We start from the raw sequence: 13249 nt of genomic DNA, 5'->3' as shown, positions 1-13249 counted from the left end.
CGCTGCAGGCTCACCACCGTGACCAACACCGGAGACGAGGTGGACCCCGACACCGAACTCAACCTCGGCCTCAGCGCCTGACCCCCATGAAGGATCAGACCGCTACACCATCACGAGGGGCTTGACCGGGCAGGTCCTGAAGGCCGGCTTCTCCCTGGGCGCGGTAGCGGGCGACCCAGGTGGCCACCGTGGGCCGGCTCACCCGGAACTCGGCGGCCACGTGTGCCTGCGGGATCCCGTCGTGCAGGTGGCGGTGGACCATCCTGAGACGGCCGGTGGGGGTCAGGGGTGCGTTAGCGTGAGTCATGAGTGGGTCTTCTCGGGCAGGTCGGTGGTGTAGGAACTTCCATCCTGCGGGAGAGGCCCGCTCGTCTCATCTCAGCCCGTACCCCGTGGCAAGAACCTCATGACCCACAACACCTAGCCGCCCGCTCGAACGGCTCGGGCGGAGCCCGTGGCCGGCTGGGATCTTTACGGAATCTTCAAAGTTGAGCCCCTTTTCCGGGCCGGGCGGGGGGTCTATGGTCGGTTGCATGGCGGGCCGGTTCCAGCCGGTTCGTTTTCCGAACCGCACCGATGAAGGAGTAAGCCATGACCCATCACGTGAGCTCGATGCTGGAGACCTACCCGAAAGACTTGGGGGACATCGACCGGCAGAAGCTGGCCGAGTGCATCGAGGCCTGTTTCGAGTGCGCTCAGACCTGTACGGCCTGCGCGGACGCGTGCCTGGCCGAGGACATGGTCGCAGAACTGAGGCAGTGCATCCGGTTCAATTTGGATTGCGCCGACATCTGCGCCACCACCGGGGCGGTGCTGTCCAGGCAGACCGGCAACAACGTCGAGACCACTCGTGCCCTGCTGGAGGCCTGCCGGACCGCCTGCAAGACGTGCGGGGACGAGTGCGCCTCCCACGCTGAAATGCACGAGCACTGCAAGATCTGCGCTGAGGCTTGCCGGCGCTGCGAGCGGGCCTGCGCCGAGTTGCTCGCCTCCCTGGGCTGAGCGCAGTCCAGGCCCATGCCGTAATGCCAGTCAGGGCCAGCAGGCGTGGAACATGTGCTGCTGTCCCTGACTGGCCCGGCGGTAAAAGAACATCCCCGCAGGAGGAGAACTCGACGTGTCAAAGACAGGGCGCTTCACTTGTGCATGGCTGCATCCAGTTCCGTCCCGCTGTGGTCAGCGCAGCAGGACGGGTCGGGCGTCGATGCGGGTGCGGAAGAGGGTGTAGGGCTTGACCCGTTCATCCTGCCCCTGCCGGTAGTCGGCCTGGCGGTGGAGCTGGTTCGCGGTGATGTAGAGGTAGCCGTCGGCCGCGACCGAGAGCGTGTCCGGCCACAGCAACCGAGGGTCGCTGACCACGGTCTCCCACGCCCCGACGGTGTCGACCCGACGCCGCAGCACCGCGTTGTGCTCGTAGTTCGTCGCATACACGTTGCCCTGTGCGTCGGACTCCAGGCCGTCGCCGGCCCCGCCCTTGTCGCCTTCATCACGCACGGTCGCGGCCACCGCCGCCTCATCCAGGGCTCGGTCCACCAGCGCGTCGGTAGCCACACTGTAGAGCCGCCGGGATGCCAGCGGGCAGTAGTAGAGGCGGGCGCCGTCGGCGCCGATGGCGATTCCGTCCGCGCCCATCGCGATCGCCGGCGCCACGGTCCCGTCCTCCTGGCGGGCGACCATCGGGCGGCCCTCGACAACCGGCATGAAGTCTGTGAGCGGCTCGGCCTTCGTGGAGGGGTGCTCGTGCAGCCGCCGCCAGCTCTGACCGGTGGCCAGGTCCACCACCACCAGCGCGTTGGGTCCCTGGTCGGAGGAGTCGGTGAGGTAGGCGACGCCCTCGGCTCCGCGGCGCAGGTCGAAGCGCACGTCGTTGAGGTAGCTGGTGGGCAACGCGACATCCTGGGGGAACAGGATGGTCTTGACCACTGTGTCGCTGGTCAGGTCGACGCAGACGAGCTTGGGCCCGCCGTAGGTCGTGGGCTTGAATAGCGGGCTTCCGGTGTCCAGGATCCACAGCCGATCGGCAGGGTCCACCACCACGCTCTGCACCGAGACCAGGGTGTTCGCCAGGTCGTCGGAATCGGTGCGATTGATGGCCTCGTTCGGGTAGGCCACCGCCTCGCCGTCGCGAATTTCGGCCACCGTGAAGGCGACGTCATCGCCCCACTTCGGGTAATTGACGAAGATCCGCCCCCGGTGCGAGACCGTGACGCCGGTGAGCATGGCGCCGTGGAAATGGGCCACTTCCTCCAGCTCGCCCACCGGCTGCTCCGCGGGCAGGCCTTCCGATCGATTCTCCATCACATCGCTCCTGTCAGTCGGGCTCGTGCTCGGAACGGTACACCGGGTTCTCGGCCGCCGGGGCGGGAGCCTTCGGGCAGGACCAGTTCTGCCCGGCAGTCCCAGTGGGTTGCGGTGTGCGGTGCCCAGGACCCCGGTGCATGGAGAGCCCCCGTCCAAGTCACGTAAGGGGAGTGGTGCGCCGGTCAGCTGGTCCGGGCCACGGCGCTGAGCAGGGTGACCGCGACCGCGTCGATCTCGTGCGCTTCCACGCCGCCGACCTGGTTGAGCACCCGCAGCCGCGCCAGGGCGCTGTCTCCGATCGCCAGGACACCGTCTGATGAGACCAGCCCGACGTTGAAGTGTTCGGCCCACTCATCCCAGACGCCGCGGCTTTCGCACGCGAAAGCAACGAGTCGCGGGTCGTCGTGGGCATGTCGGAAGATCCGCGACTCGCCTCCGGACTGACCCGTCCCGGGCAGACCAGCCTCGTACAAACGCACCGGCACGCCCTGCTCCCGCAGCGCGTACGCCGTCGACAGACCAACGATCCCACCCCCGATCGCTGCTACCTCGGGTGAACGCGTCGTGGCAACGCCGTCGTCAGTTCCTGTCATCGCGGTTCCTCGATCTGTTGGTGATGAGCGATACGCCGCAGGAGAAGGGCCGCTGCCACGACGTCAGCGGGCTGTGTAAGCCCGCAGTCACCGCGCACAGCGACCCCTTCCTCTCTGGGCTAGGGCGTGTCTCCCTTATGCGCGTAGCCAGGTGAAGATGGCGCAGAGGGTGACGGCGGCGCGGTAGGTGATCGCTAGCTTGTCGTAACGAGTGGCCAAGCCGCGCCATTGCTTGGCTAGGGCGAAGTGGCGTTCCACGACGTTGCGCCCGCGGTAGGCCTGGGCGTCGAAGGCCGGCGGCCGCCCGCCGCGGCTGCCGCGACGGGCTCGGGCCGCGATCTGGTCCCGTTTCTCCGGAATTACCGCGGTGATTCGGCGGCGGCGCAGCTCGTTGCGAATCACTCCGGTGGCATAGGCCCGGTCGGCGATCACCGCCTCCGGGCGGGCTCGGGCGGCGCCGGCGCCGAGTCGGGGAATCTGGATTTCGGCCAGCACCTGCGCCAGCACGGCCTCGTCGTTGCGCTGCCCGCCGGTGACGATCGCGGCCAGCGGCCGGCCGCGGCCATCGACGGCGTGGTGAATCTTGGTCGTCAGCCCGCCGCGGGAACGCCCGATGCCGTGCCCGGGCGGCTCAACCTCATCCAGCGGCAGTTTCTTGTGATTCGCCCCGGCCCCCTGTGTCCTGGTCCGGACGAGTGGTGTTCGTGGCGTGCTGATGGGCCCGGGCGATGGTCGCATCGACCGAGACGGCCCAGTCAATCATCCCGGCCGCATCGGCCTCGGCCAGCACGTGGGTCAGCACCCGATCCCAGGTCCCATCCGCGGCGTAGCGGCGGTGGCGCTTCCACACCGTCTGCCAGGGCCCGAACTGCTCCCGGGGCAGATCCCGCCACGGGACCCCGGTCCGATACCGGTAGGCGATGCCCTCCACCACCCTGCGGTGCTCCCCGAAGGGATGCCCACGCCGGCCCTGATTCGAGGGCAGCAACGGCTCGATCCGCTCCCACTGCTCGTCCGTGAACACCTGATACCGCGACCCTGTCGACCTCACCCGACCAGCCTGCCGCGAGCCTCACCACCGATAAGGGAGACACGCCCTAGGGCAGATGGGACTTCAACGGCGATGTTGTGGCGAACAGGGTTCGGCCGTCTCGATGGTCCTCAGGACAATAGAACGGCCCGCGGGGGCCTGCGTCAGGAGAGCGGGTGTGGACATCTTCGGGAAGCCCAAGGCGCTCCTGGGAGAGCAGGGGACGCCGTCGCCGCGCCCACGGACCACGAGGGCAAGGAGATCTGCATCCCGCACGGCACCCCCCGAGTTCGACAGCCCCAACTGGTACCATAAGCAAGTACCACATCGCACCCGAGGAGGCCAGCATGTCCATCAGCGCCAGTGAAGCCCGCAAGACCCTGTTCCCGCTCATCGAGCGAGTGAATGCGGACCGCGACGCCGTAGAGATCGTCTCCCGCAAGGGGAATGCCGTCCTCATGCCCGCGGACGAGTACGCCGCCTGGCAGGAGACCGCCTACCTGTTCCGCTCCCCGGCCAACGCCCGCCGGCTGCTGGACGCCTACGAGCGCGCCCGCGCAGGGAGCGTCGAGGAGCACGCTCTGGACCGCATGGACGGGGACGCCTGAGTGCGCCTCGTGTGGGACCGCTCGGCCTGGGAGGACTACACGCACTGGCAGACCACGGACCGCAAGGTCCTCAAGCGGATCAACACCCTCATCGACGCCGCCCTGCGTGATCCCTTCGACGGGATCGGCAAGCCCGAGCAGCTGAAGTACGGCGCGCCCGGGGCATGGTCCCGACGCATCACGGAGGAGCACAGGCTCGTCTACCTCGTCGACGGCGAGGACCTGATCATCCTCCAGGCGAGGTATCACTACTGACATGCGCTTCACCCAGGCCGAGCTCCAGCAGTTCCGCGACCGCACCGTCCCCGACCTGTTGCCGGACCCGCTGCGGCTGCTGTTCATCGGCATCAACCCCGGCCTGTGGAGCGCCGCCACCGGTGCGCACTTCGCCCGCCGCGGCAACCGCTTCTACCCGGCCCTGCACCGCGCCGGGCTCACCCGACACCTGATCGACGCCTCCGACGGCTACAAGGCCGAGGACCTCGCCGAGCTGCACGCCCGCGGCATCGGGATCTCCAACCTCGTCCCGCGGGCCTCCGCCCGCGCCGACGAGCTCACCGCGGAGGAGCTCGCCGCCGCCCCCGCCCGCCTGGACGCGCTCGTGGCAGCGCATGCGCCGGCCGTCGTCGCTGTGTTGGGGGTGACGGCCTACCGGCAGGCGTTCGGACGCCCGAAGGCGGTGCTGGGGGAGCAGCAGACGCCGTGGCCGGGCACGCGGCTGTTCGTGGCGCCGAACCCCAGCGGGCTCAACGCTCACGCCACCCTGGACTCGCTCGCCGCGGACTACCGTGCGGCCGGTGCCGCGGCGGGGCTCGTGGACTGAGTGCGCCCGCTGTCCCTGCGGCCGCGCTGACGCCTCAGGCCCGTCAGAAGAGCGGCCAGGGCACGGCCGGCGTCAGCCCGCTCGGGGCCGGGAAGATCCCGCCGTCGAGCAACCGGGCACAGCGTTCGGCAAGGGCGTCGACTTCCTCGGCACCCAGCAGCTCCGCCAGCCCCCACCCCAGCTCACCGTCGAGCCCGTGGAGAACCCGGGCGACGCCGTCGCGCTCCTCCTCGCTCAGCGCCTCGCCCAGCCACCCCCACAGCACGGTGCGCAGCTTGTCTTCCACATGGAACGTGAGCCCGTGGTCCACCCCGTACCGGTGCCCGCCGGGCATGGCGAGAATGTGGGCGCCCTTGCGGTCGGCGTTGTTCACGATCACGTCGAACACCGTCATGCGGCGCAGCGCCGCCGTGTCCTCGTGGGCCAGGACCAGCCGATTCCCGTCCTCGTCCTCACCCTCCAGGATCGTGAGCCACCCCGAGGCCGGCACCTGGTCCGCCGGGAACAGGTCCACGGCGTCCTGCTCAGGATCCTGCTCCTGCCAGAGCTGCACCATCCCCTCGCCGAACGGGCCCTCGTGCAGCCAGGTGCGCGGCACGATCTCCCACCCCAGCGCCTCGGACACCAGGTGCGCGGCCACCTCGCGGCGGGCCAGGGTCCCGGCGGGGAAGTCCCACAGCGGGGCCTCACCGGCCACCGGCTTGTAGACCACCGAGGTGTCCCCGATGCTGCCCAGGAAGGTGGCGTTGGAGGCCGTCGTGATGCGGCCGGTGAGCATCAGCTCCCCGGACACCAGCTCGCCGGCGGGCACGTCCGCGGCGCTCATCAGGAGTCGGGGAAAGTGCAGTCGTGGCCGTCGGGGTCGATGGGCTGGCCGCAGTCCGAGCAGACCGGACGCCCGGCGTCCACGACCTCCCGGGTGCGCCGAGCGAACGCCCGGGCGGCGCCGACGGGCATCCGCACGCGCACGGCCTCGGCGTCCGCCTCGAGCGCCGGGTCGGCGTCGTCGTCGGTCAGGGGGTGCGCGTCGACGAGCACCTGCGCGGTGGTGGGGTCCCAGCCCAGGCCGATAGCCCCCACCCGGAACCACTCCTGCACCGGGTCCAGCGGATCGTTGTCCACGAGTTCCACGGGCGTGCTGGCCGGGACGCTGTGCGGGTTGCCCTCCAGCGCCATGAGATCGTCGAGGATCTCGTCGATCATCTCCGCCATCAGGGCCGACTGCTGCTTCTCCAGCGCCAGGCTCACCAGCCGGGGCCCGGTGCGCACCTGCAGGTAGAACGTGCGGGCTCCGGGACGCCCGAGCGTCCCGATCACGACCCGATCCGGCCAGTCGAACTCATGGACGGGGGCAGGTGCATCAGTCATGCCACGATCCTAGGCGTCTGCCCGTCCACCGCACCGGCGCCCGTGCCCGCACCGCCGCCCACCGGTGCGTCGTCGGACGGGCCGAGGGTCGCCAGCCAGGACAGGTCCCCGGCGTCGGTATTGGTCGCCCAGACCCGCGGTCGGCTCGGTCCGTAGCTCACGATGGACACGGAGGCGGGCCCCACCTCGATCCGCTGGAACAGGTCCAGGTGCGTGCCGAGCGCATCGGCCAGGATCGACTTGATGACGTCCCCGTGGCTCACCGCCACCCACACCGCCCCGGGCCCGTGCTCGGCCTCGACCGCGGCGTCGTGCCGGCGGATCGCCGCCACCGCGCGGGCCTGCATGCCCGCCATGGACTCCCCGCCGGGGAAGACGACGGCGGAGGGCTGGGTCTGCACCGTCGCCCACAGGGGCTCGGTGGCCAGGTCGCTGAGCGCGCGCCCCTGCCACTGGCCGTAGTCGCACTCGGTGAGGTCGTCGTCGACCAGCGAGGACACCGTCCCCGGCTGGCGATCGAGGAGGGCGCGGGCCGTCTGCGCGCACCGCTCCAGGGGACTGGCCACCACCGCGGCCACGGACACGGCCGCGATGCGGTCCGCGGTGCGGGCCGCCTGCTCCCGTCCGTGCTCGTCCAGGCTGACCCCGGGGGTGCGGCCCGCCAGCAGTCCGGTCGCGTTGGCCGTGGTGCGGCCGTGCCGCACGAGAAGTACCGTCGCCATGGCCTCAGCGTAGCGAGGGGATGCCCGCCTCTCGCGGACAAAGCCTCGCGGCCATGACGCAAAGGGTCAGTGACGCAACGCGAGCACGCCTATGCCCGGCGAGGCTGACGCCCGTCTGCAGGCCTCGAACGCCCGGAGCAGGCCCTCGAGGCCTAGGACGGCGCCCTGCTGCTGGTCACCCACGACCGCCGCATGCTCGAGGCCGTCCGACTCGACCGCCGCTGATACCCTCCCCCGGTAGTCAACCTCCTGCTCTCGGTGACGTTCGCGTGCGGCGTGGCGATCGCCGGGCTCCACGTGGTGAACCGGCGGTTCATCGCGCCGATGTACGACGTCGTCCTCAACCTGGCCGCGTTCCTCGCCGCCGTCGCCTCCTCCGTGCTCCTGGGGCACGTGCTGCCCGCGGTGTTCGCCGCGCTGGCCGTGCTCGCCTGGCTGATCCTGGCCGTCCGCACGGTGCGCGCCCGCCGCGCGGGACATAAGCTGGAGGTGACCGCCGGGCGGCTCGTCGCCGTCGACACGCGGCCCAGCAAGGCCGACGGCCGGATCGGCCTGCGCTTCCTCTTCCGCGCCGTCCACCCGCTCACTGCCGCGGACGTCGCCGCCATCCGCCTGCAGGAGGACGAGGCCTCCGAGCATCGCTTCGTGACGTGCCAGGAGGCCCGGAAGCTCCTGCGCCCGGCGATCGCCCGCCGCGTCGACGCCGCCTGGGACGCCGCGCACTGCGTCTACCTGGAGGACGGGCGTCCCGCCGCGGGGGTGGATCAGCCGGCGGGCTGAGGCCCGGCCCCCGGCCGGACGAGCGGTGCCCGGCGGCGTCCCCGTCCCGGATGAGGGCCGCTGCCTGATCTGCGGGCGTGATCGTGGCGGCGCGGTCAGGAGGGTGGACGCGGGACGAGACGGTGCGCCCAGGCAACGGCGGGACGGTCCCACGGACGGCGCTGCCGTGTTCTCCGCATCCGTGATCGACGACGCCACAGGCGTCAACATGGGCATCGGCTTCCTCGGCGTCGCCCTCGCCTTCGGCCTGACCGTGGTGGCCATGGCCTATGCCGTGGGTCACGTCTCCGGCGGTCACTTCAACCCGGCAGTCACCCTGGGTGCGGCGCTCGCGGGTCGTCTGCCGTGGAAGCTCACTGTGCCGTACTGGATCGCCCAGCTCGTGGGCGGCGTGGCGGCCGGCGACGTGCTGCTGGCGATCGCCTCCGGTCGTCCGGGCTACTCGCTTGCGGAGAACGGCCTGGCCACCAACGGCTACGGCGAACTCTCGCCCGCCGGCTACTCGATGGGCGCGGTGTTCCTGACCGAGGCGCTGCTGACCGCCGTGTTCCTCTACATCATCCTCGGCGCCACGGACCGCCGTGCTCCGTCCGGCTTCGCGCCGCTGGCCATCGGCCTGACCCTCACGCTGATCCACCTGATCTCCATCCCCGTGTCGAACACCTCCGTGAACCCCGCTCGCTCCTTCGGCGTGGCCCTGTTCGCAGGCGGGGACGCCCTCGGCCAGGTCTGGCTGTTCTTCGTGGCCCCGTTGTTGGGCGCCGCGGTCGCCGGTCTCAGCTACCGCTTCGTCTTCCCCAACTCCTCCCGAATGACCGAGGAGCTGCCCGAGCCCGCCGCCGACGGGACGCGTGACGCCGTCTGACCCCTGCCATTCGGACCTTGCCCTCACCGCCCCTTCTCTTCCCGCATCTCCTTGGAACGCAGCAGGCGCGGCGCCGTCGTCAGCGCCAACCCGCCGAGGATGTTCAGGGGGATCACCCACCACACCCAGCTGAGCCACTCGAGCCAGCCCACGCCGTGCGCTCCGGACAGGATGGCTCCGATGATGAGGATCGAGTCCATCACCGAATGGAAGAGCGAACCGCCGGCGAGGACGACGGCTCCGGCGACGGACGCGACGATCATCGCCGTCGGGCTGTCCGTCCCGGCCTGCATCCGCGTCACGAGGGTGATCGCCACCCCGGCCAGAACCGCCAGGGCGGCGCCCTGCCAGCTGAAGCCGATGTCCAGGAAGTGGTGGGCGCTCTCGGCCAGGGTGCCGTGCAGGTCGGGGAACCCCGCCACCACGAGGGCGATCATCACGGTGCCGCCGAGGAGGTTCATCACGAGGGTCACCGCCCACAGACGCAGCAGCTCCATCCACGTGCCCCGGCCGGCGGCGATCGCGGTGATCGGGTAGTAGAACCCCTCCGTGAAGAGCTCGGAGTGGGCGAGGAACAGGCTGACCAGGCCGATGGAGAACGCGAGTCCGGCCAGCAGGTGGCTGCCCGTCTCGTGGAGCGTGAGCAGGTACGCGAGCAGGCCGATCGTGATCTCGACGCCGCCCAGGAACCCGGTGGTCGTCAGGACGGTGAGGGACCGATGCAGGCGTTCCGCGCCCTCGTCTGCCGCCTCCCTGTGGGCCGCCGGCCTGCCGGAGACGGACTGACCGGCATCGCTCGCTTCACGGTCATGTCCGTGGCACACTGGGCCGATGATGCATGACGAACGGCCCACGGGTCGGCTGGGCCTCGCCCTGGGCGGCGGAGGAGCGCGCGGGCTGTGCCACATCGGGGTCTGGCGGGTGCTCGAGGAGCTCGACATCCGCCCGGACGTGCTCGCGGGAACGAGCATGGGCGGCCTCGTCGGCGCGCTCATAGCCGCCGGTCATGACGCCGCCTCGCTCGAGAAGATCGAGCGGAGCGTGGACTGGCCGCGGCTCATCAACTGGGGCCTGACCGGCGGCATCCTCTCCAGCGAGAGGCTGCGGGCCTGGCTCCGCGAGCTGCTCCCGGACACCTTCGAGGAGCTGCAGATTCCCCTGGTGCTCACCGCGGCCGACGTCGTCGAGGGCCAGACCCGCTACCTGCACACCGGGGACCTCATCACCGCGATCCAGGCGACCACCGCCTACCCCGGCGCGCTGGAGCCGGTGACCGTGGGGGACTCCGTGCTGGTGGACGGCGGCATCCTCAACCAGATCCCGGTGGATGGGGTGCGCTTCCTGGGCGCGCAGCGGGTGATCGCCGTCGATGCCACCACGCTCGAGCCCCTGGAGCGGCCGGAGCCCGGGGCGCGCACCCGCACCCGCCGTTCGCCCGCCACGTCGCTGCGCCAGGCCATGCGGGCGATCGACGTCATGCAGGCCCAGCTCACCACCGTCCGGCTCTCGCTCTACCGGCCGGACGTGCTCATCAGCCCACCGATCGAGGGGATGACGATCGCGGACTTCCGCAGCTCCGGCGTCGCCATCGCGGCGGGAGAGGAGGCGACGCGCGCCCGGGCCGAGAAGCTCGTGGAGCTCAGTCGCGGCAGAATGGCCTGACGCCCGCCGCACTTCCGTCAGGAGCACCATGACCGCCACCCTTGTCGCCTCCGGCCTCGCCGGCGGCCACGGCCACCGCACGCTCTTCGAGGATCTGGACCTCACGGTCGCGCCCGGGGACGTCGTCGGCGTCGTGGGGGCCAACGGCGCGGGCAAGTCCACCCTGCTGCGCATCCTCGGCGGGGACCTCGCGCCGCAGGCCGGCACGGTCAGCCTGGCCCCGGCCGACGCGTTCGTGGGCTGGCTGCCGCAGGAGCACGAGCGGGTGCCGGGGGAGACGGTCGCCGGGTACATCGCCCGCCGCACCGGGTGCGCCGCCGCGCAGACCGAGATGGACGAGGCCGCCGAGGCCCTGGCGGACCCGGACGTCGCCGGCGCCGCCGCGGACCGCTACAACACCGCCCTCACCCGCTGGCTGGCCTCCGGCGCCGCGGACCTGGAGGAGCGCATCCCCGCCGTCCTCGCCGACCTCGGCCTGGACCTCTCCGCCTCCCCGGAACAGGTCCTCATGACCTCCCTCTCCGGTGGGCAGGCCGCCCGCGTCGGCCTCGCCGCGCTGCTGCTCTCCCGCTTCGACGTCGTGCTCCTGGACGAGCCCACCAACGACCTCGACCTCGACGGCCTGACCCGCCTGGAGGCCTTCGTGCAGGAGCTGCGCGGCGGCGTCGTGCTGGTGAGCCACGACCGCGAGTTCCTGGCCCGCTGCGTCACCCGCGTCCTGGAGCTCGACCTCGCCCAGCGCACCAACCGCGTCTACGGCGGCGGCTATGAGGCCTACCTCGAGGAGCGGGCCACCCTGCGCCGCCAGGCCCGGGAGAAGTACGAGGAGTTCGCCGAGCAGAAGCAGGACCTCGTCTCCCGCGCCCGCACCCAGCGGGAGTGGTCCAGCCAGGGCGTGCGCAACGCGATGAAGAAGTCCCCGGACAACGACAAGCTGCGCCGCAAGGCCAACAGTGAGTCGAGCGAGAAGCAGGCCCAGAAGGCCCGGCAGATGGAGAGCCGCATCGCGCGCCTGGAGGAGGTGGAGGAGCCGCGCAAGGAGTGGAGGCTGGAGTTCACCATCGGTGCGGCGCCGCGCTCCAGCTCGGTGGTCGCCACCCTCAACGACGCCGTGTTCCGGCAGGGCGGCTTCACGCTCGGCCCGGTGTCCCTCCAGGTGAACGCGGGGGAGCGGATCGGCATCACCGGGCCCAACGGGGCCGGCAAGTCCACCCTGCTGCGCGGGCTGCTGGGCCGCCGGGCCCCGGACGAGGGCATGGCCGCCCTGGGGTCCAGCGTGCAGATCGGGGAGATCGACCAGGCGCGCTCGCTGCTGGTCGGGACCGTCCCCCTCGCCGCGGCCTTCGTGGCGCTCGTGCCCGAGATGGCCTCCGGGGAGGTGCGCACCCTGCTGGCCAAGTTCGGTCTCAGGGCCGACCACGTGAACCGCCCCGTGGACGAGCTCTCGCCCGGTGAGCGCACCCGGGCATCCCTGGCCCTGCTCCAGGCCCGCGGGGTGAACGTCCTGGTGCTCGACGAGCCCACCAACCACCTGGACCTGGAGGCCATCGAGCAGCTCGAACAGGCCCTGGAGACCTATGAGGGCGCCCTGCTGCTCGTCACCCACGACCGCCGCATGCTGGACACCGTCCGCACCGACCGCCGCTGGCAGGTCCAGGACGGGCGGGTGACGGAGCAATGACGTCCCGGGCACCGTCACCCTTGCCCGAGATTCGGTTGCGTACGACCATGAGAGTGCAGTCCCCACCGACGAAAGGCCCCCAGACATGTCCCGCATCCTGATGATCCTCACCTCGCACGACCAGCTGGGCGACACCGGCCGCAAGACCGGGTTCTGGCTCGAGGAGTTCGCCTCGCCCTACTACGTCTTCACGGACGCCGGCCACGAGGTCACCCTCGCCTCGCCCCGCGGCGGCCAGCCGCCCATCGACCCGACGAGCTCGAAGCCGGAGATGCAGACCGAGGCCACCCGCCGGTTCGACCAGGACGAGGAGGCCAAGGCCGCCCTGGCCCACACCACGCCCCTGGCCCAGGTGGACGTGGACGGGTTCGACGCCGTCTTCTACCCGGGCGGTCACGGCCCGCTGTGGGACCTGGTGTCCGACGCCGACTCCACGCGGATCATCCTCGACAGCGACGCGGCCGGGCGCCCGCTCGGCCTCGTCTGCCACGCGCCCGGGATCCTGCACCCGATCACCGCCGCCGACGGCACCCCGTTCGTGCGCGGCCGTCAGGTCACCGGGTTCACCAACGGCGAGGAGGAGGCCGCCCAGCTGACGGACGTCGTCCCGTTCCTCGTCGAGGACTCGCTGATCGCCGCCGGCGCGGACTACCGCAAGGGCCCGGACGGGGAGAGCTTCGTGGTCACGGACGGCACCCTGGTGACCGGCCAGAACCCGGCCTCCTCCGCCGACGCCGCCCGCCGCCTCCTGGACCTGCTCGCGCGCTGACCCTCCACCGAGCCCGCCGCCCCGAACCCGAGGAGACCACCATGAGT

Annotated in this window: 15 protein-coding genes and 2 pseudogenes; 9 read left to right on the top strand and 8 right to left on the bottom strand. The window is 71.1% G+C overall.

The window, feature by feature from the left end; translation table 11 throughout:
- Positions 1-115: 115 nt before the first annotated feature.
- A pseudogene (locus tag J1M40_RS05635) lies at positions 116-307 on the bottom strand (helix-turn-helix domain-containing protein); the annotation flags it as partial.
- Positions 308-591: 284 nt separating this feature from the next.
- Between J1M40_RS05635 and J1M40_RS05630 the strand changes: the two are divergent.
- Positions 592-1002, top strand: coding sequence for a four-helix bundle copper-binding protein (locus J1M40_RS05630; protein WP_002855901.1), 411 nt, complete (start codon positions 592-594; stop codon positions 1000-1002).
- 174 nt (positions 1003-1176) lie between these two features.
- Here J1M40_RS05630 and J1M40_RS05625 read toward each other — a convergent pair whose 3' ends face one another.
- The 3 genes and pseudogenes from J1M40_RS05625 to J1M40_RS05615 form a co-directional block, all read right to left on the bottom strand.
- Positions 1177-2259 (bottom strand): major royal jelly family protein, encoded by a 1083-nt coding sequence (locus tag J1M40_RS05625; protein WP_236601339.1) that lies wholly within the window; start codon positions 2257-2259, stop codon positions 1177-1179.
- Positions 2260-2525: 266 nt separating this feature from the next.
- Positions 2526-2894 (bottom strand): annotated as a pseudogene (locus J1M40_RS05620) (FAD-dependent oxidoreductase); the annotation flags it as partial.
- A gap of 135 nt (positions 2895-3029) precedes the next feature.
- Positions 3030-3945, bottom strand: a protein-coding gene (locus tag J1M40_RS05615; protein ID WP_201292392.1) for an IS5 family transposase whose coding sequence is annotated in 2 segments (ribosomal slippage) — positions 3030-3569 and positions 3571-3945 — 915 coding nt in all. Because the reading frame shifts where the segments join, the coding sequence is not laid out codon by codon here.
- A 326-nt stretch (positions 3946-4271) separates the two neighbouring features.
- On the opposite strand from J1M40_RS05615, the gene J1M40_RS05610 reads away from it, so the two are divergent.
- Genes J1M40_RS05610 through J1M40_RS05600 form a run of 3 tightly spaced genes read left to right on the top strand, consistent with a single transcriptional unit; the run spans position 4272 to position 5355 of the window.
- Positions 4272-4532: a type II toxin-antitoxin system Phd/YefM family antitoxin gene (locus J1M40_RS05610; protein WP_036340860.1), complete on the top strand. Its 261-nt coding sequence runs from the start codon at positions 4272-4274 to the stop codon at positions 4530-4532.
- Complete coding sequence (locus tag J1M40_RS05605; RefSeq protein WP_041103932.1) at positions 4533-4787, top strand: Txe/YoeB family addiction module toxin; 255 nt, start codon at positions 4533-4535, stop codon at positions 4785-4787. It begins immediately after the preceding gene.
- Position 4788: 1 nt separating this feature from the next.
- Entirely contained in the window at positions 4789-5355 is a 567-nt protein-coding gene (locus tag J1M40_RS05600; RefSeq protein ID WP_041103934.1) for a mismatch-specific DNA-glycosylase, read from the top strand.
- Between the two features lie 43 nt (positions 5356-5398).
- Here the strand turns inward: J1M40_RS05600 and J1M40_RS05595 are convergent, their stop codons facing one another.
- Genes J1M40_RS05595 through J1M40_RS05585 form a run of 3 tightly spaced genes read right to left on the bottom strand, consistent with a single transcriptional unit; the run spans position 5399 to position 7445 of the window.
- Complete coding sequence (locus J1M40_RS05595) at positions 5399-6181, bottom strand: SCO1664 family protein (RefSeq protein WP_070708870.1); 783 nt, start codon at positions 6179-6181, stop codon at positions 5399-5401.
- The gene (locus J1M40_RS05590) at positions 6181-6723 is read right to left on the bottom strand and encodes a DUF3090 domain-containing protein (protein WP_206450550.1); all 543 of its coding nucleotides are present in this window, start codon (positions 6721-6723) and stop codon (positions 6181-6183) included. The genes J1M40_RS05595 and J1M40_RS05590 overlap by 1 nt, the downstream gene beginning before the upstream one ends.
- A complete protein-coding gene (locus J1M40_RS05585; RefSeq protein ID WP_199489679.1) occupies positions 6720-7445 on the bottom strand; it encodes a histidine phosphatase family protein in 726 nt (241 codons plus the stop codon). Before J1M40_RS05585 ends, J1M40_RS05590 begins: the two co-directional genes overlap by 4 nt.
- 258 nt (positions 7446-7703) lie before the next feature.
- On the opposite strand from J1M40_RS05585, the gene J1M40_RS05580 reads away from it, so the two are divergent.
- The gene (locus tag J1M40_RS05580) at positions 7704-8225 is read left to right on the top strand and encodes a hypothetical protein (RefSeq protein WP_010080493.1); all 522 of its coding nucleotides are present in this window, start codon (positions 7704-7706) and stop codon (positions 8223-8225) included.
- A 166-nt stretch (positions 8226-8391) separates the two neighbouring features.
- On the top strand, positions 8392-9090 hold the full coding sequence (gene aqpZ, locus J1M40_RS05575; protein ID WP_113913757.1) for an aquaporin Z: 699 nt from the start codon (positions 8392-8394) through the stop codon (positions 9088-9090).
- Between the two features lie 23 nt (positions 9091-9113).
- Here the strand turns inward: aqpZ and J1M40_RS05570 are convergent, their stop codons facing one another.
- Positions 9114-9914: a formate/nitrite transporter family protein gene (locus J1M40_RS05570; protein ID WP_206450549.1), complete on the bottom strand. Its 801-nt coding sequence runs from the start codon at positions 9912-9914 to the stop codon at positions 9114-9116.
- A gap of 7 nt (positions 9915-9921) precedes the next feature.
- Between J1M40_RS05570 and J1M40_RS05565 the strand changes: the two genes are divergently transcribed.
- The 3 genes from J1M40_RS05565 (at position 9922) to J1M40_RS05555 (ending at position 13202) form a co-directional block, all read left to right on the top strand.
- Positions 9922-10752: a patatin-like phospholipase family protein gene (locus J1M40_RS05565; RefSeq protein WP_206450548.1), complete on the top strand. Its 831-nt coding sequence runs from the start codon at positions 9922-9924 to the stop codon at positions 10750-10752.
- Between the two features lie 28 nt (positions 10753-10780).
- Complete coding sequence (locus J1M40_RS05560) at positions 10781-12433, top strand: ABC-F family ATP-binding cassette domain-containing protein (protein WP_206450547.1); 1653 nt, start codon at positions 10781-10783, stop codon at positions 12431-12433.
- 85 nt (positions 12434-12518) lie between these two features.
- A complete protein-coding gene (locus tag J1M40_RS05555) occupies positions 12519-13202 on the top strand; it encodes a type 1 glutamine amidotransferase domain-containing protein (protein WP_069941694.1) in 684 nt (227 codons plus the stop codon).
- The last annotated feature ends 47 nt before the right edge of the window (positions 13203-13249 follow it).

It is taken from the genome of Micrococcus sp. KRD026 (assembly GCF_017168445.1).
Taxonomy (GTDB): domain Bacteria; phylum Actinomycetota; class Actinomycetes; order Actinomycetales; family Micrococcaceae; genus Micrococcus; species Micrococcus luteus.
This window is presented reverse-complemented; position numbering and strand designations above follow the sequence as displayed.

Excerpts from the sequence above, each read along its gene's own strand:
- J1M40_RS05560 (WP_206450547.1), top strand. The coding sequence starts at position 10,781 with ATGACCGCCACCCTTGTCGCCTCCGGCCTCGCCGGCGGCCACGGCCAC.
- J1M40_RS05565 (WP_206450548.1), top strand. The coding sequence starts at position 9,922 with ATGATGCATGACGAACGGCCCACGGGTCGGCTGGGCCTCGCCCTGGGC.
- J1M40_RS05590 (WP_206450550.1), bottom strand. The coding sequence starts at position 6,723 with ATGACTGATGCACCTGCCCCCGTCCATGAGTTCGACTGGCCGGATCGG.
- J1M40_RS05610 (WP_036340860.1), top strand. The coding sequence starts at position 4,272 with ATGTCCATCAGCGCCAGTGAAGCCCGCAAGACCCTGTTCCCGCTCATC.
- J1M40_RS05585 (WP_199489679.1), bottom strand. The coding sequence starts at position 7,445 with ATGGCGACGGTACTTCTCGTGCGGCACGGCCGCACCACGGCCAACGCG.
- J1M40_RS05555 (WP_069941694.1), top strand. The coding sequence starts at position 12,519 with ATGTCCCGCATCCTGATGATCCTCACCTCGCACGACCAGCTGGGCGAC.
- J1M40_RS05630 (WP_002855901.1), top strand. The coding sequence starts at position 592 with ATGACCCATCACGTGAGCTCGATGCTGGAGACCTACCCGAAAGACTTG.
- J1M40_RS05595 (WP_070708870.1), bottom strand. The coding sequence starts at position 6,181 with ATGAGCGCCGCGGACGTGCCCGCCGGCGAGCTGGTGTCCGGGGAGCTG.
- J1M40_RS05600 (WP_041103934.1), top strand. The coding sequence starts at position 4,789 with ATGCGCTTCACCCAGGCCGAGCTCCAGCAGTTCCGCGACCGCACCGTC.